We start from the raw sequence: 18111 nt of genomic DNA, 5'->3' as shown, positions 1-18111 counted from the left end.
ATCTGATCGGCATCCTGTTGATCCTGGCGGGTGCGGTCTCCATGATCTGCTATCTGCTGCGGGAGGCCAGCCAGAATTACTACAGGAACGACTTCGGCTACGGCCTGGTGAGCATAGCGGTGGGAATCCTCTTCCTGTACAAGGTGGAGTGGATCATCTCGCTGGTGCCGGTGATTCTGGGCATCCTGGTGGTGGCCAGCGGCTGCAGGAAGCTCCAGGACGTGATAGACATGAAACGGCTGGGCTATGGCAACTGGATGATGGTGCTGATTCTGGCTGTGGTGAATGTGGTGATAGGAGCGGCCCTTATCGTCAATTCCCTGGACGCGGCCCTGTTCTTCCTGCAGTTGATGGGGGCAGGCCTGATATTCAGCGGCGTCACGGATTGTGTCACCTGTTTCTACCTGGCAAAGAGGGCCTATTTCGATGACCTGAATGCTGTGGACAGCACCTTTGCGGAGGTGGTGGACCAAGATGGGGAGAAGGACTGAAATGCCGGAATCCGGGATGCCCGGGTTCGCGCGAATGTGTGGGCACGACCGTGTGCGGAACGGACGGTGAAGGAGCGGGACAATGAACATCGCATCATTTTTATTGCCCAAGGCAGAGGTGGCCTATCTGCGGGACGACATGACGCTGCGGCAGGGCCTTGAGAAGCTCCGCAGAAGCGGCTTCTCTGCCATACCTGTCATCGATGTGGAAGACAGGTACGTGGGCGTCGTGGGCGTGGCGGATTTCCTCTGGAACATATTGGCATATAACCAGAGCCTGGACGGCATCACGCTGAAGAATCTGGAGCAGGCTACCGTGCGGGATTTCCTGCAGAACGGCAAGGTGAGGCCGGCCTGTATCGATACCGCCATGGAGAATCTGCTGGAGCAGGCGAAGAACCAGAATTTCGTGCCGGTGATCGATGACAGGAATGTATTCATAGGAATCGTCACCCGCAGCGACATCATCAAGTATTTTGTGGATAAGGCCAATGTCCGGACAGAGGAAAAGAGAGGACATACAGAAGATACATAGAAGATACATAGAAGAGAGGCGGACAAGAATGAAGAAGCTGGAGGAATATGTAGTAAGCATACCGGATTTTCCGGAAGAGGGGATCATTTTCCGGGACGTGACCAGCGTCCTTCAGGATGCGGAGGGGCTGCAGCTGGCGGTGGATACCATGCAGGAGCTGGTGAAGGACGTGGATTACGATGTGGTGGCGGGGCCCGAGTCGAGAGGATTTATATTTGGAACCCCGATTGCCTATAATAATAGAAAGCCTTTTGTGCTGATCCGCAAGGCGGGAAAGCTTCCCAGGGAGACCGTATCCATCTCCTATGACCTGGAATACGGCCAGGCCACCATCGAGATGCACAAGGACAGCATCAGGCCCGGACAGAAGGTGCTGATCGTGGACGATCTGATCGCCACAGGGGGCACCACGGAAGCTATGATCAAGCTGGTGGAGAGCCTTGGCGGCCAGGTGGTGGGCGTCGTGGTCCTCATGGAGCTGGCGGGGCTGAAGGGCCGCGAGAAGATTGCCGGGTACAGGCTGGATTCGGCGATCTGCTATCCCGGTAAATAGCGTAGGCAGTGGGGAGAAGCCGCCGAAGCGTTTGGCGCTTCTTTGCCTGCAGGGGTATGGAGCCTCTCCGGGGGGATTCTTCCGGGGAGGCTATGGACACCGGATATGCGGTATGGGGCGGAAGACATGGCAGAAAGCGTGGGTATCTATGGCTGAAGAAAAATTTGAGGAAATTTTTGACGACGGGAAGATGAGCGAATATCATGAATTCGTGAATCCTGAGGATTTATATCAGGAGCTGATTCAGCGCGTTCAGAAATATCACCCCAGCGATGACATTTCCATGATACAAAAGGCTTACCAGACTGCGGCAGAGGCCCACAAGGATCAGAAGCGCAAATCCGGAGAGCCCTATATCATCCATCCCCTGAACGTGGCGATTGTCCTGGCGGATCTGGAGCTGGATAAGGAGACCATCGTGGCGGGCATCCTCCATGACGTGGTGGAGGACACCATCATGAAGGAGGAGGATCTGAAGCGGGAATTCGGGGACGATGTGGCGCTGCTGGTGGACGGCGTCACGAAGCTGGAGAAGATTCCCCTGTCTGCCGGAGGCGACCAGCCGGACGAGAAGCTGGAGATGCAGGCGGAGAACCTGCGGAAGATGTTCCTGGCCATGGCCAAGGACATCCGCGTCATACTGATCAAGCTGGCGGACCGCCTCCACAATATGCGCACCCTCCAGTACAAGAAGCCGGAGAGTAGGCAGCGCATCGCCAAGGAGACTCTGGAGATCTACTGTCCTATCGCCCAGAGGCTGGGCATCAGCAAGGTGAAGATCGAGCTGGACGATCTGTCCTTAAAATATCTGGAGCCGGATGTCTATTACGACTTGGTGGATAAGATTTCCGTGCGCAGGAACGTGCGGGAGAAATATATCCAGAGCATCGTGGACGAGGTCAGCGAGCACATCGGCAACGCAGGCATCAAAGCCAAGATAGACGGCAGGGTCAAGCATTTTTTCAGCATCTATAAGAAAATGAAGAACCAGGACAAAACCCTGGATCAGATATACGACCTCTTCGCGGTGCGCATCATCGTGGACACGGTGCGGGACTGCTATGCGGCCCTGGGTGTCATCCATGAGATGTATAAGCCCATCCCGGGGCGGTTCAAGGACTATATCGCCATGCCCAAGGCGAATATGTACCAGTCCCTGCATACCACCCTGATCGGCAGCTCCGGCCAGCCCTTTGAGATACAGATCCGCACCTTCGAGATGCACAAGGCCGCGGAGTACGGCATCGCCGCCCACTGGAAGTACAAGGAGGCCTCGGACGGCAAGAGGGTGGCCGCCCAGGAGGAGGAGAAGCTGGTGTGGCTGCGCCAGATTCTGGAGTGGCAGCGGGACATGTCGGACAACCGGGAATTCATGAAGCTTCTGAAGAACGACCTGGATCTCTTCTCCGACAATGTGTACTGCTTCACGCCCACCGGCGAGGTGAAGAACCTTCCTGCGGGCTCCACCACCATCGACTTCGCCTACAGCATCCATTCCGCCGTGGGCAACCGGATGGTGGGGGCCAGGGTCAACGACAAGCTGGTGACCATCGATTATGAGATCAATAACGGCGACCGGATCGAGATCATCACATCCCAGAATTCCAAGGGCCCCAGCCGTGACTGGCTGAACGTGGTGAAGAGCACCCAGGCCAAGAACAAGATCAATCAATGGTTCAAGAATGAGCTGAAGGAAGACAATATCATCAAGGGGAAGGATCTGCTTTCCACCTACTGCAAGGCCAGGAGCGTGATCCTCTCTGACTTGTTGAAAACCGAATATATGAATGCGGTCATGCGTAAATACGGGTTCCGGGACTGGGATTCCGTGTTGGCAGCCATCGGCCACGGCGCCCTGAAGGAGGGCCAGGTGGTCAACAAGATGCAGGATCTCTATGACAGGGACCACAAGAAGGAGCTCACCAACGAGGAGGTCCTGGCCAGCATCGCGGAGAGCGGAAACCTGGCCGCCAGGCCGGCTACGATCAAGGCCAAGAGCGGCATCGTGGTGCGTGGCATCGCGGATCTGTCCGTGCGATTCTCCAAATGCTGCTCCCCGGTGCCGGGGGATGAGATCGTGGGTTTCGTCACCAGGGGGCGGGGCATCTCCATCCACCGCACGGACTGTGTGAACATGATGAACCTGCCGGAGATGGAGCGGGCACGGATCATCGACGCGGAGTGGCAGGCCCCGGAGGACGCCACGGAGAAATATGTGGCGGAGATCGATATCTACGCCAACAACCGCAACGGGCTCCTGGCGGACATCACCAAGGCCCTGACGGAGAAGAACATCAGCATCCTCTCCCTGAATACCAGGATCAGCAGGCAGGGGCTGGCGACCATGCAGGTGTCCTTTGAGGTGGAGAGCAAGGAAGAGCTGAACCGGGTCATCGACAAGATTCGGGGGATCGAGAGCGTGGTGGACATCGAGCGGGCCACCGGTTAAGCGTGAGAAGAAGTTCGTTTAACGGGCTAGTCTCACGCGGAAGAATGTCTGAAGGGCGGGCATTTTTCCGGTCTTGCGCCAGCGTATTATACTGCATAACGCTGAATACTGCCTAATGTAATCATGCGATTGAACCAGTCAGCGTTATGCAGTCTGGTTTCACGGCAAGTGAAATCGTTAAGCAGTATAATTGTTTGAGATACCAGAAATATTCGGAAGGGGAAACGTGATGGCTGAGATTAAGATAGGGCGCATGGTGCTGGGGGTATGCCAGACCAATTGCTATTTTCTGTATCGGGAGGGGGAGCATGACGCAATCGTGGTGGATCCGGCGGACAAGGGGGCCAATATTTATGCTGCTTTGCAGAAGAACGGATTCCGGGTGGCGGGGATATTGCTGACCCATGGGCATTTCGACCATATCTGGGGGCTGGACGCCCTGCGGGACGCGTCCAACGCGGCTGCCGAGGCGGAGGGAAGAGAGCCTGTGAAGGCATACGCCTGCGAGGCGGAGCGGGAGCTTCTGAAGAGCCCGCGGATGAACGTGTCGGAGCAGGCGGGCAGGGCCTGTGCCACCTATGCGGACGTGTACGTGAAGGACGGGGAGGAGATTTCCCTGGCGGGCATGACCTGCAAGGTAATCGCCACCCCCGGGCATACGGCGGGAGGTTGCTGCTATTATTTCGCCGAGGCGGGGATTTTGGTGAGCGGGGACACCCTCTTCGCGGAATCCGTGGGACGGACGGACTTCCCTACGGGCAGCATGGGCACTTTGGTGCGCTCCATCAAGGAAAAGCTGTTCGTGCTGCCGGAGGACACGCGGGTCTATTCCGGCCATGGGGAGAGCACCACTATCGGTTATGAGAAGAAAAACAATCCATTCTGCGTATAGGGGGGGCAGAAGCGGGTTTCGGGGCGCAGTGCCCTGTAGGCAGGGCAGTGGCTGTGTTTTTTTGCCGGGGTGATGTTCGGTGCGTTAGGTGCCCTGGGGCTGGAAGCAGTAGCCACTGCTTTTTGCGTACTTGGGGACGGGGAATGTCTCCCCAAAAGTGTAAATAAACCAATGAATCTGGGACATATAGGGTAAAACTATGTTTCTTATTGAAAACCTAACGATAGGCTTGGAGCCGTATACCCATCAGGATGATTATGATATGTATTTGTGCTGGAAGGATGTCGATACGCAAAAAGGATATAACGGCATATTTGACCAGACATTAGATGAATTTCGGAAGACGGATATCAGTCGGTTTAAATTTTGGGTGACTGCCGTCGATAAAAACACGGGTGAACGTGTCGGCACGCTCAGGCTTGGATTAGATGAGACATGCCCTGACCTGGCGATTTGGATTTACCCGAACCATAGAAATAAAGGATACGGAACAAAGGCGTTTCAACTGGCTTTAGAGTATATATTTGACAAATATCCGTATAAAGAAATATCGGCAGGATGTTACTGTGATAACGAGCACAGCTTAAGGATGCTGGACAAAATTGGATTTGTGCGCTATCCGAATGGCGATGAACATGAGACAAATTGCTTTACCGGAGAAGAGACTACGCAGCTTGGATTCAGGATTGCGAATTCTAAAGTATTGGGCAGATAGATTCGATAGGACAGGAATTCCGGAGGAGACAGAAGATGCTGGTTGTGGAGCTGAACAGGGCGAATTTTGAATATGATGTGAATTCCATCGTGAGGGCCTTCTACCCTGAGGAGCAGGTGTACGTGTTGACCCCGGAGTGCAGGGAGGAGAAACGGGAGCAGCTGGGCGGGAACGTGCGGATCCGGGTAGAGCTTGGGGAGGAAGGGGCGTTGCTGTCCGTGGACGGAAGGGAATATGGCTGGGAATGGCGCGGGGATAGCCAGGAAAGCCCGGAACCTGCCGGAGACGCGGCGGGGGACGAGGAGACGGCTGGGAAAACAGACGAAAAAACGTATAAATATGGCTTCAAATGTTTCCTGTACCGCGCTCTATGCCAGGAGACCGGGAAAGAGCTTCCCTGGGGGAACCTGACGGGGATCCGGCCTACGAAGATAGCCTATCAACTGCTGGAGCAGGGGGCCTGCGAACAGGAGATTATAGACCATTATATGCTAAGATACTATGTCAGCCGGGACAAGGCAAAGCTCTCCGTGGACATCGCCAGGAGGGAGCGGGAGCTGCTTGGCGGCCTGTGCGTGCAGGACGATTACAGCCTTTATATCGGCATCCCATTCTGTCCCAGCACCTGCCTCTACTGTTCCTTCACCTCCTTCCCTATAGCGGCATACCGTGAAAAAGTAGACGGCTATATAGACTGCCTGATAAAGGAAATGGAATTCGTGGCACAGCGCTACCGGGACAGGCGGCTGGACTGCGTCTACATCGGCGGCGGCACGCCCACCACCCTGGAGGCGGAGCAGCTGGAGCGGCTGCTTACGAAGCTGAAGGCCCTCTTCGATTTCTCCACCGTCAGGGAGTTCACCGTGGAGGCGGGCAGGGCGGACAGCATTACGGAGGACAAGCTCCGCGTGCTGCACAGCTTCGGGGTAGACAGGATATCCGTGAACCCCCAGACCATGAAGCAGGAGACCCTGGACATCATCGGCAGGAAAGCCTCCGTGGCCCAGGTGGAGGAGGCCTACGCGCTGGCCCGCAAGCTGGGCTTCGACAATATCAACATGGATCTGATACTGGGTCTGCCGGGAGAGCTGGAGGCGGACGTGCAGCGCACCATAGACCGGGTGGTGGAGCTGGCGCCGGACAGCCTCACGGTGCATTCCCTGGCCATCAAGCGGGCCTCCAGGCTGAACCGCTGGATCCAGGAGAACGGGATGCCCATCCTCCACAATACGGACGAGACCATGGAGATAGCGGCAAAGGGGGCGGAGCGCCTGGGCCTGGTGCCCTATTACCTCTACCGCCAGAAGAACATGTCCGGGAATTTCGAGAACGTGGGTTACGCCCGGGAGGGGAAGCTGGGCCTGTACAACATTCTGATTATGGAGGAGAAACAGACCATCGTGGCATTGGGGGCCGGAAGTATCTCAAAGCAAGTTTATCCCGACGGACGGATCGAGCGAATCGAAAATGTGAAGGATGTCTCCCAATATATCGAGAGAATCGGGGAAATGATAGAAAGAAAACGTGTGTTATTAGAAGATTAAAAAGGGGAAGGAGGTAATGATGTAAGCCAAAAAATCGCCGAAAAATCCATAAAATTTTGTTGCAAAAGCGATGATGAAACAAGTATTTCTGCTATAATTGCGCTGATGTATTTTGCAAATTTATTAGAAAGTGAGCTTGACAAACATGATATCTTGTGCCATTCTTAAGCAAGCAGAGTGGTGTTATAACTATATAGCTCCGCAGTTTTGTCATACTCAATTTTATACCGTCAAAAGCGGCGCTCTTATGCCTGCAGGAAACTGTATGGCGGGGAGCGTCTTTTTGCTTTGATTATCGGGGAGCGAAAATATTCTTTGGAATATTAAGGGGTGGCTTGGTTACGTTTATTTACACCAGCGGCGAGTGGTATCACGGTGGAACGTAAGAGTATAAACAAGAGGTCATAACTATGAAAAAATGCACAATAGGACTGTTTTCAAAAATTATTACATTCCTGGTTTTTGCGGTTTTCTTCATTCCGCTGACGGGTATCTGCTTTTATATAGCATTCCTCTATCCCCAGGCATCACAGGAGGAAAGGCTGCTCTTTCTGGCAGGGGTTCCCATGTTTGGCGGTCTTATTGCCTTTGCCATTTATCGTACTTTTTATTTGGGGCTGGTGTGGGTGGAATATGATATGGAAAATGTGATATTTCACTACTCACGCAAAGAAGGGTATCGGTTCCGGTGGGAGGAAATACCGGGGAACCGGATGCAGGTTGAACGGGCAGGCGGCGGATACATTTTCTATATCCAGGGAAATGGGAAGAAGAGAAAAATCCCTTTGAACCGGCTTTCGAGAGGTTATAAGGATTTTGAAAAAACAATGGAGCTGATGGGAGTGCTGCACAGGATTGGCGCAAAGACACAGGAAGAATTTAAGCGAGATGCGGAAAAGGTATTTGAACAGTATCAGAAATACCGGGAGACTTACACCCATTCCGTACAGCCGAAACCCGAAGGTGACAGTGTTGTGTGTCCGGACTGCCAGGGAAAGGGGCTGCATCTTAAAAAACTTCCGCTGCTGAAGGTGGATGTGGGAAAGGTTTGTAAGACCTGCGGCGGCTCTGGTTATGTGCCAGTCTATAAGAGTGATTTTGTTGAGATTCCTGCCGGCAATATTGTAAAAGAATCAAAGACGCAAAATCCCAATTATTGTGATAAGCAATATATCGTATATATAAGCCCTGGTGATCCACGCAAAAAAATCCGTGTGAATACTTACTATTTACCACAGGAAGAAAAAGTCCGTATATGTACACATTATGACCGTGGTTTATGTGATACATTAGAAGAATACGAAAAGCTGCCCATAGAGTATATTGAGGAACAGGCATACGGTTCTTGGATGGATGGCGCAAGATAAAACAGGATAGGCGGCAAGGAGATATGCTATGTCGGAATTATTAAACAGTATTCGTTCCCGCATTGAATCGTTGGGGATAGGCTTTCAATTTGTAAAAACAATCAAAACCGGCACAAATGGAGCAGAACGGGAAACATGGCTTCTGGAATATGAGGGTTCCCAGTTCATCTTTGTGCCCGGTCAGAAAAATGTCACGTTGGGATGGGATACAGATAAGTGCCTTCTGGGTGGCGGCGTATTGGAGGGGCTGCAGAAAGAATTTTCTTCCGGTCATGAATATTACTATGAGGAGGAACTGGAGGGTTTAAAGGGCGATTATCAGGAGCAGATTGACGAGGCAGAAGAAAACGGCGATTCCGGGAAAGCTGATGAGCTGCGTTCGGAACTGGCAGAAGAATTAAAATCGTGGAACGAGGACATAGAAGAAAAAGGTTACGCAAGCTGGGAGGGCTTTCTGGCAAAGTGGAATGAGCATCTGTCACAGTGCCTGTCGCCGCTGCGCACTGCCGATATCAGGGATATGATCGTAGAGGTGGACAGCCGCTATCTGGATGAGGATGCGCCATCCCTGGAACAGGCGGTTCTCTCCCTGAAACAAGGGCTTTTTACATTACCGACAGAAGATGAATGGGAGTATCTTTGTAATGGCGGCACACGGACATTGTTCCGTTGGGGCGATACATTGAGCGGTGTGATGACGGAGATTTTTAATGTGGGCGCTGTCGGGGAAACCAGGGAAAATACAATATTGGAGCAGCCTAATATGCTGGGCCTGTTCATTGCATATGATTCTTATAAAAATGAAATTATTGACAATACATCGTTTACAAAAGGCGGCGATGGAGGATGCTCGCTTTGCGGCGGCGATGGGGCAATTTATGTCCTGCCCTGTTATACCGCTTTTTATCGCCAGCCGACTAATGAGCGACATTCGGAGTTGTCGAAAAATTATTTTTGCTATCGGCGTATCATCCGGCTGACATAAGAAATATAGGGAGGATGGAGCTATGGCAAAATTTCAACTGAACCCCGGCGAGACACTGATCGGCAGTGGGGATGATGTCAATCTATTTGAAGCAAGGGCTGAGTAAAAAGCCGTTTCAGGGTAATATCTATATCACAAATCAGCGAGCGTGTTTCAAAATCAGCATGATGCCTGGTGCTTTGGATATGGATTTACCATATGGCATAAGCAGTGGATTTGTTTTTATGAGAAAACAATTCGCTGCTTTTTCTAAATTGACCACTATATCAGGGAGCAGAATCTTGCAGATGTCGGTGGCTCATGACCTTAGAAATCCCATTGCGATTGTTGAGGGATATGTGGAATATATGCAGCAGTGCCTGGCAGATGGAAACTTAGGCGACGAAGAATTGCGGCATACCCTGCAAAACCTTGCGATAACGGCAAAACGGTTTGAGCATTACACCGATACTATCCGTGACCTGAATGCCATCGAAGAGACGGAAACAAAGTATTCTGTAGTCCGATTACCGGACTTTTTAAGAAGCGCTGCGGAGGGCCTTTCGCTTCTGGCAAAACAGCATGGCCTGGAGCTTGCATTCCATTCCGACATCTCCGAATGTCAGGTGAAATTGGACGAGCAGATATTTTACCGCATTGTTGAGAATATCTTTTCCGATGCCATCCGATATGCCAGAAGCAAGGTGATTTTTGAGTACGCCCTTGCCGACGGCATGCTTACGATCAGCATTTCGGACGACGGCAGAGGCTTTTCAAGGGCAATGCTTGGCAAAAAGAATACGCTTCTTTATTCTGAGGATAAAACCGGGGCGCATATGGGTCTGGGATTGGCTACAAGCCGTGTCCTCAGCCGGAAACACGGTGGAAGCCTGGAGCTTTCAAACGAGGCTTCCGGTGGAGGCTGTGTGACAATTAAACTGGCAGTCTACAAGGTGGGGTGATAGTTTTGTCCCAGAAAACTATTTTTCTTTTTGTTTTTTCAAAACGATTCCGCATATAATTTTAGATGTCTCTCAGTATCCGTGCTTTTCTGTACTTTGGCTGCTGCCTGGATTTTGCGGTGCAATTCCAACAGATGGCTGCTGAAATCAGGACGAAAAAAGCGCGGGACTCTGGCTGTCATGCTTGGCCTGGCACTGGCAGTGACGGGATGTGCAGACCGCGGAAAAACGGGAACTGTCGTCTATAATTCCTCGGCAGTCTATGACTGTATGGGATACGAAATCATACGGGATGCAGCGACTTTTGACTATTTTCTGAGAGATGCTTCCACGAAAGAAACCTATCCTTTAGCGCGATGTATTCCTGCGGCAAGGACGGGAATCACAAAGAAATGATCAGCGATATACCTGCCATGGCAGTTACCTGTGATGCCGGTCATATTTATGTATTGGCAAGAGAAAGTGGGGAGGAAATCGTACTCCCAAAGAGCCGTTGAGCCATCTGATACCGATACCGTAATCCATTGTGCGGATGGCCAGATGGCTCTTTTTGACAGGAGCCTCCGGCAAAATAGAGGATATACTGCAGACCGCCAGGATTTACAGTGGTGTCTTCGGGAAAGCACTTGGCTGGCGGTCTGCAGTCGGGTTGCACTGCAAATTTAACCGGTGCGCAGTATAATTTACAAATTGGTTACATCAATATGGCCCCGTTTATGGCAGAATAGAGATGGAGGGCGGATTATGGATGCAAAGATTTTGGTAATAGAAGATGAAGAAGCCATCAACGATGTGATATGCATGAGCCTGCGGGCCACGGGATATGAGGTATCCTCTTTTCCGGACGGCGACGAGGCCAGCGCCTGGCTGGAGGAGCGGCATGATTACGACTGCGCTGTAGTAGATGTGATGCTGCCCGGAAAAGACGGCTTTGCGCTGCTGCCGGAGCTGGTGAAGCATGATATCCCGGTTATCTTCCTGACGGCCAGAGGGGAGCTGCAGGATAGGGTGCGGGGGCTGACGGGAGGGGCGGAGGACTATATGGTGAAGCCTTTTGGCTTGTCTCACTGCAAGGGAAACGCTCATGCTGACCGTGGAACAGCCCGTGGAAATGGAGTTGGAGACAGGCATGATTCCGGGCGTCCTGTATGCCGCCGACCCCTGGAGCTCCCTGTAAAAGCCCTGAACCTGAGCCGTACCAGCGTATACAATGTGCGCATCCTCCTGTCCGCCCCTGGCCTTTTTCCCGTAAATAATGTATTCATCGGAAATATGGAGGCCGGAACCGAGGGCACCGGCACGATGAGCGTCTACATAGGGAACCGGACAATGGAGGCGGCAGGCAGCGGCACATCCACAGACAGCCAGGAGAAATACGGAAAGACAGACGGGACGATCACGATGCAGTACCAGGACGCAGACGGCCGGACATATACCCTGCAGCAGGAATTCCGGACCGAAATCAAAAAGCCCCGGCTGATGCCCTCGGAGACAAAGACACCGGAAGAAGGGAGTCCCTGGTGGATTTCCGCCTCTGCGGTGATGATTGCGGCGCTGGCGGCCCTGAGCATGCTGCTCCTGTCCCGACTGCGCAGAAAAAACGTCCTCCTGGAAGAGGCCAGGAAAATGGTGGAGGAAAAACAGACCGGACATTGAGACAGCCCGGTTCCCTGTACATGACAATATTGCAAGTTTTTTGCCTTGTTGTCTCCGCGTGGGATTTGTGGTACAATGAGGAATCAGGACAGGGAAAATCTGTCGCGAACAGGGGGGAGTTCCATGAGAAGAGCCGCGAAAAATACCGTATTCACCCTATTGCTTCTATTTTTATGTGCTGCCACCGCGCTTTTTGCCTATCTGTATTTCTTCCAGCCCGGGGAGAGGGACCTTTCCGGGGAGTGGGATGCCGAGCTGGACATGGGCAGCCGGGCCGCTGTCATGGCCCTCGACTGGCTGCAGGACATAGAGGGCGTCTCCGTCTCTCTGGAGGAGGTGGAATCCTACATGCAGGGGTTGACCATTCGGGTCAATCTGACCTTTCAGGAGACTGCCCGCTCGGAGGGAACTTTCCGGTGCGGCATCCTGCCGGAAAGCTATGAGGCCTGCAGCCAGGCGGCCTATGAGGCGTTTGCCCTGGCATTCCAGTCGCTTCTGGCCGAGAGGCTGCGAATGGCCGGATACACGGGCGGCACGGACGGGGAAAGCATCGAGGCCCTGGTGAACGAGACATTCGGCATGTCCACCGTGGCCTACCTGACGACCTGCGGCCCGGCCCTGCTGCCCTCCCTGGAGGAGCTGCAGGCGCAGTATGACGGCAGCGGCACCTATACCGCAGTGGAGGGCGTCCTGACCAGGCAGTTCGATGCAGGCGGGCCCGGGGCTGTCCGGGCAGAGCGCTATATCCGGAAAGGGCCGAACCTGGTTCTGTCCGGGGAGGCGCAGGATGCGTCGGGCGCCGTTCCACTGGACCGGGTCCAGGGACATTATCCCGTGGTATATACGTTGCGCCAGGCCGAAAACAGGTGACGGGCAATCGATTTCAGCGCCAGGTCCGGTTTCAGGCGGAGGCGATTGCCGGGGCAAGGCCTCCGGGGAGAGAAAGGAGTCAAGATGAAAACAATCCTGCAGAAAATAAGCGCCCTATTGCTGTGCGCGATTCTGATATGTTCCGTCCTGCCGTCCAGGGCAGTGGCAGGCTACCAGATTCCCGGAGCCTGCCAGGTGCAGACGGAAGCCGGCACCGCTGCGGTAAAGACCCTGGACTGCGACTACGACAACAATACCTATCTGTCCCTGCGGGATACGGCCATGGCACTGAACGGCACGGAAAAGTCCTTCTCTTTGGATGTGGCGTCAAATGCCGTCTCCCTGAACCAGGGAGAGGCCTACGCGCCTTTGGGAGGGGAGAACGCCCCCTGGGGAGAGGAGGAGCTCCCGGATGCCTCCCTGCGGAGGAATGAATTTACGCTAAACGGGGAGAAAGTGTTCTACTATACCATAATCATGATGCTGCCCGTAGGCTATTATGACTGTTTCATGATGGCCGCGGACCTGGCCATGATTCTGGATGCGGATGTCACGGCCCCCGGCGCGGGAGTCCTGCAGATCGAGACCCGGGAGCCCTTCCGGGTCTCGCCGGAAGCTCTGGAACAGGCCGGTTATTTCTACGGGGTCAACAGCGTGCTGGCGGGAGACGCCACCACCGGGGAAATCTATTACCAGTATCAGGCCGATGCCCCGTACCCAATCGCCAGTACCTCCAAGCTGATGACCTGCCTGATGGCCATGGAGGCCATCTCGGCGGGACAGCTTGCACCGGAGCAGTCCGTCACCATCTCCCAGGCCGCCCAGATGCTGGCGGAATCCTCGGACGGTGTGATCCCGCTGAAGGCAGGGGAGCAGATTACCGTGCAGGAGCTGCTGACAGGCGCCCTGCTGCCCTCCAGCAATGAGTGCGCCCTGTGCCTGGCGGAGGCCATCGCGGGCTCGGAGGAGAACTTCGTGGGGATGATGAACCAGAGGGCGCTGGAGCTGGGGCTTGTCCAGGCGGTGTTCTACAACAGCCACGGCCTGCCCTCCTACACGGAGGATCCGGTTCCCGCAAAGCGTCAGAACCGCATGAGCGCCCAGGACATGTTCCGGCTGGTGTCGTATATGCTGAAGGTCTATCCCCAGATTACGGACATCACATCCCAGCGTACCGCCGTGCTGGAATCTCTGGGCCTGGAGGTGCGCAACAGCAACCCGCTCCTGCGCAACATCCCCCAGGTCACCGGCCTGAAGACCGGAACCACCAACAAGGCTGGAGCCTGCCTGGTCACATCCCTGGCCGCGGATGACGGGACAGAAGAACACGACATTGTAGTCGTCGTCCTGGGGGCTGAGGATTCCGTCGAGAGAGGCCGTGTCTCCGGCCTGCTGGCCAGGTACGCCCTGCAGGCTTTCCGCACAGGAACGGGAGGGCAGGGAGCCGCGCCTGAGGAAACACCCGGAAGCCTGCCCGTGCATGCGGAGGCGGCAGTGGATCGGATCCTCAGGACTGCGGGGAGGCGCTGAGCGCAATCTCCTGTGGCCGTCAGTTGTCAAATGCTGTCAAATGAACGCCGGGAATGGTATGGAATACAAAATGTCTCCGACAGCCTATATTGGGTTAGAATTCGACAGACTTTATGCTTTTATTCCCGCGAGCAATGAGCCAAGCGGCCGTGCCTGCACGGCCAGTTGGCGAATGCCGCGGGGGTCAGATACCAAAGTGTCCGAAGGACACTTTCTGCTCTGCAGCGTTGCAAGCTTGATACCCCGTTGCTTGCAGCGGGGTATTTGATTATGTGATGGTTTTCAAAAGTGGGTGGCTTTCGCCCGGCAGGTGTGGTAGAATAAATCTGTGAAGCCAACGGGCTTTCATGGGTACTGTCTTAGGATTTACGGAGGGAACGGAGGTGCAGTCAGCATGGAGAGAAAGAAAAAGCTTCCTATAGGAATCGAATTCTTTAAGGATTTCAGGAGGGATAATTTTTACTATGTAGACAAGACAGGCTTTATCCGCGACCTGGTGGATATGCGGGGGCTGGTAAACCTGTTCACAAGGCCCAGACGGTTCGGGAAGAGCCTGAATATGGATATGCTGAAGACATTTTTCGAAATCGGGACAGACCCGTCCTGCTTCGAGAGCCTGGAGATTTCCCGGGAGAGGGCAATCTGCGAAGAGCATATGGGGAAGTACCCGGTCATCTCCATCACGCTGAAGGGGGTGGAGGGGAGGAGCTTCCAGACGGCGTATGATATGCTCGGAATCGTGGTCAGTACAGAGGCCAGGAGATTCAAGTCACTTTTGGACAGCGATAGGCTAATGCCGTATGAGAAAGAGAAGCTGTACCAAATGATGAAAGGGGACTTTGGGAGTGAGGCCGAGCTCCAGGACAGCCTGCGCCTTTTGACGGAACTGCTTTCCGAGCATTATGGAAAACAGGTGATTGTCCTGATTGACGAGTACGATGTGCCCCTGGACAAGGCGTATCAGATGGGCTACTATCAGGAGATGGTCAGCCTGATTCGCGCGCTTTTCAGCCAGACGCTTAAGACGAATTCCAATCTGTATTTTGCGGTTATAACCGGATGTCTGCGGATTGCGAAGGAGAGTATTTTTACAGGGCTGAACAATTTTAAAGTCAGGACGATTTCCGATACCGACTTTGCAGAGTATTTCGGATTCACAGATAAGGAAGTCCGGGATATGCTGTCTTACTATGGTGTTGAAGATTCCTTTGATGAGATAAAGGAATGGTATGACGGATATCATTTTGGGGATGCGGATATATATTGTCCATGGGATGTGCTTAACCAGTGTGATAAGCTCCGGGCATGGGCTGACGCGCCGATGGAAGCCCACTGGGAAAACAGCAGCAGCAACGCAATCGTGAAGGATATCATTGCAACAGCCACAGAGACCACAAAGCATCAGATAGAGGCCCTGATTTCCGGGGAAGCGGTGGAGAAGGTGCTGATTCCGGAACTGACCTACACAGACTTAGAGAGCGAGGACGAGGAGACGCGCCAGACCTATCTGTGGAGCGTGCTCTTCGCCACAGGCTATCTGACCGATGCGGGGAAGCCCGAGGGGCAGCGCCACAAGCTGGTGATTCCCAACAGAGAGGTGAAACGGATTTACGAAAACCGAATCCTCTCCTGGTTCAGGGTGAAGACCGTAAGCGACACTGCCAGATGGAGGAAATTCTGCGAATCCGTGAAAACAGGCGATGCCGCGGAACTGCAGAATCTACTGAACGGCTTCCTGGCGGACTCCATCAGCATCCGCGATACCTTTGTGAAAAAGCAGATGAAAGAGAACTTCTACCACGGCATGATATTGGGCCTGCTGCGGGCCGAGGGCAGTTGGAGCGTCATGTCCAACGCGGAGTCCGGCGTGGGTTACACGGATATCCGGCTGGAAATCCCATTGACAAAGACCGGCTGCATCATAGAAGTAAAATACGCCGAGGACGGAAAATATGCTCAGGCCTGCGCCCAGGCCATGGAACAGATAGAAGAGGGCGGATACGCGGAAACCCTCAGGCAGGACGGCATGCGGACAATCCATAAATACGGGATTGCGTGTTATAAAAAGAGCTGTGAGGCAGCATATGCCATGGAAAGCGTTCCGCGGGACAGGGAATCCTGAAGCCTGATTCTTCAGGCATCTGACAATAGACATTCAATGATACAAGGAGGCAGAAAATGAAGGAACTGTTAACTATGGTAAAGGAGCTGAGCTTCGTCCGGACGGGCGGAAGCGAGGAGGAGAAGCGGGCCGGGGAGCTGATCATGGAAGAAGTAGGCCGGGCCGCCCGGGAGGCAGGCCGGGAGGACATCCGGGGAGAGTACATGCCTTTCCGGATACCTGACGCGAAGGTGGCGAAATGCGCCGTCCAGGCGGCGGGCCGGGAGATTCCCTGCGTGCCCTTCCTGCGCTCCGGCAACATCGACAGGGAGTGCGAGCTGGTGTATCTGGACAGCGCTTCCGAAATCGACTTCGCCGGGATTGGGAGCCTGGAGGGCAAGGCGGTGCTGCTGAACGGTCTGGGGGACGAGGAGGTCTACAAGAGGCTGGTGGAGCACAAGGCATCGGCGTTCCTGACGCTCCAGGGGAAATATTACCTTACGGGAGAGGCGGTTTCCCTGTATCCCAGGCGGCTGCGGGAGCATTTCACCAGGAACGGGGCTATCCCCGGCTTCGCCATCCCATCGGCGGAGGCGCTGCGGCTGATCCAGGAGGAGGTAAAGATGGTGCACCTGACCCTGGAGCAGGAGGACACGGAACCGGAGAGCAGGAACATCATGGCCGTCATCCCGGGGACAGATTTGAAGGAGGAATCAATCGTTCTCACGGCCCACTATGATTCCGTCCCGGTGGGAACCGGCGCATGGGACAATGCCACCGGCACTGTGGCCCTTCTGGCGATTTTCCGGCATTTCGCGGCACATCCTGCCCGGAGGACATTGCGGTTCGTCTGGTGCGGCAGCGAGGAGCTGGGGCTTTTGGGCTCCAAGGCCTATGTGGAACAGCATGAGGATCTGCTGGAGAAGATCGGCTTCTGCTTCAATTTCGACATGTGCGGCACCGCCCTGGGGGCCAACAAAATCTGCGTCACGGGAGAGAAGGAGCTGACCACGTTCATGGAGCAGTACTGCAAGCTGGCAGGATATTCCGCGGTGATCGGCACGGGAGTCCACTCCAGCGACTCCGCCCCCTTCTGCGACAAGGATATCCCGGCCCTGGGGCTGAGCCGGGAGAGCTCCACGGCGGAGATACATACCATCCACGACCTGCTGCCCACCCTCAGCGAGAAGGCCATGGAGAAGAACGTGGCCTTCGCAATCCGGATCATCGGGGACGTAGGCAACGCGGCGGTGCTTCCCGTGAAGAAGGGGATGTCGGAGGACACCAGGAAAGAGCTGGACAAGTACTTCCACCGGGAGGAAAAGAAAGCCGATAAAAAGGACGATAAAAAGGAATCATGACCACAAAAGAAACGAGGTGGGGACAGCTGACGAGGCTGCCCCCACCTCAAAACATCTAGGGCGGAAGCGGAAAAGCTTCCATGCGGCATCCTACAGCATCCAAAAAACATTTTACGGCAGA

At 54.2% G+C, this 18111-nt stretch carries 15 protein-coding genes; all 15 read left to right on the top strand.

The window, feature by feature from the left end; genetic code table 11:
* Positions 1-41: 41 nt before the first annotated feature.
* The 15 genes from Q2B33_RS02990 (at position 42) to Q2B33_RS02920 (ending at position 17990) form a co-directional block, all read left to right on the top strand.
* Complete coding sequence (locus tag Q2B33_RS02990) at positions 42-491, top strand: DUF308 domain-containing protein (RefSeq protein WP_330691344.1); 450 nt, start codon at positions 42-44, stop codon at positions 489-491.
* A gap of 82 nt (positions 492-573) precedes the next feature.
* Positions 574-1026: a CBS domain-containing protein gene (locus Q2B33_RS02985; protein WP_296457324.1), complete on the top strand. Its 453-nt coding sequence runs from the start codon at positions 574-576 to the stop codon at positions 1024-1026.
* A gap of 28 nt (positions 1027-1054) precedes the next feature.
* Entirely contained in the window at positions 1055-1579 is a 525-nt protein-coding gene (locus tag Q2B33_RS02980; protein ID WP_296457327.1) for an adenine phosphoribosyltransferase, read from the top strand.
* A 148-nt stretch (positions 1580-1727) separates the two neighbouring features.
* Positions 1728-4028: a bifunctional (p)ppGpp synthetase/guanosine-3',5'-bis(diphosphate) 3'-pyrophosphohydrolase gene (locus tag Q2B33_RS02975; RefSeq protein WP_300568790.1), complete on the top strand. Its 2301-nt coding sequence runs from the start codon at positions 1728-1730 to the stop codon at positions 4026-4028.
* Between the two features lie 229 nt (positions 4029-4257).
* Entirely contained in the window at positions 4258-4920 is a 663-nt protein-coding gene (locus tag Q2B33_RS02970) for an MBL fold metallo-hydrolase (protein ID WP_300568787.1), read from the top strand.
* A gap of 199 nt (positions 4921-5119) precedes the next feature.
* Positions 5120-5635: a GNAT family N-acetyltransferase gene (locus tag Q2B33_RS02965; protein WP_300568784.1), complete on the top strand. Its 516-nt coding sequence runs from the start codon at positions 5120-5122 to the stop codon at positions 5633-5635.
* 35 nt (positions 5636-5670) lie between these two features.
* The gene (gene hemZ / locus Q2B33_RS02960; RefSeq protein ID WP_300568781.1) at positions 5671-7179 is read left to right on the top strand and encodes a coproporphyrinogen dehydrogenase HemZ; all 1509 of its coding nucleotides are present in this window, start codon (positions 5671-5673) and stop codon (positions 7177-7179) included.
* A 410-nt stretch (positions 7180-7589) separates the two neighbouring features.
* Positions 7590-8546, top strand: a complete 957-nt coding sequence (locus Q2B33_RS02955) for a hypothetical protein (protein WP_300568779.1) — start codon at positions 7590-7592, stop codon at positions 8544-8546.
* A 28-nt stretch (positions 8547-8574) separates the two neighbouring features.
* Complete coding sequence (locus tag Q2B33_RS02950) at positions 8575-9531, top strand: hypothetical protein (protein ID WP_300568776.1); 957 nt, start codon at positions 8575-8577, stop codon at positions 9529-9531.
* 71 nt (positions 9532-9602) lie between these two features.
* Complete coding sequence (locus tag Q2B33_RS02945; protein WP_300568773.1) at positions 9603-10472, top strand: sensor histidine kinase KdpD; 870 nt, start codon at positions 9603-9605, stop codon at positions 10470-10472.
* Between the two features lie 744 nt (positions 10473-11216).
* On the top strand, positions 11217-12128 hold the full coding sequence (locus Q2B33_RS02940) for a response regulator (protein WP_300568770.1): 912 nt from the start codon (positions 11217-11219) through the stop codon (positions 12126-12128).
* Positions 12129-12251: 123 nt separating this feature from the next.
* Positions 12252-12998 (top strand): hypothetical protein, encoded by a 747-nt coding sequence (locus Q2B33_RS02935; RefSeq protein WP_300568767.1) that lies wholly within the window; start codon positions 12252-12254, stop codon positions 12996-12998.
* Positions 12999-13082: 84 nt separating this feature from the next.
* Positions 13083-14528: a D-alanyl-D-alanine carboxypeptidase family protein gene (locus tag Q2B33_RS02930; RefSeq protein WP_300568764.1), complete on the top strand. Its 1446-nt coding sequence runs from the start codon at positions 13083-13085 to the stop codon at positions 14526-14528.
* A gap of 394 nt (positions 14529-14922) precedes the next feature.
* Positions 14923-16650, top strand: a complete 1728-nt coding sequence (locus Q2B33_RS02925; RefSeq protein ID WP_300568761.1) for an AAA family ATPase — start codon at positions 14923-14925, stop codon at positions 16648-16650.
* A 56-nt stretch (positions 16651-16706) separates the two neighbouring features.
* Positions 16707-17990, top strand: coding sequence for a M20/M25/M40 family metallo-hydrolase (locus Q2B33_RS02920; RefSeq protein ID WP_300568758.1), 1284 nt, complete (start codon positions 16707-16709; stop codon positions 17988-17990).
* Positions 17991-18111 lie beyond the last annotated feature (121 nt).

Origin of the sequence: uncultured Acetatifactor sp. (genome assembly GCF_948601915.1) — a bacterium.
Taxonomy (GTDB): Bacteria; Bacillota; Clostridia; order Lachnospirales; family Lachnospiraceae; genus Acetatifactor.
The sequence above is the reverse complement of the archived record's forward strand: the minus strand, read 5'-3'. Positions and strand labels throughout refer to the sequence as shown.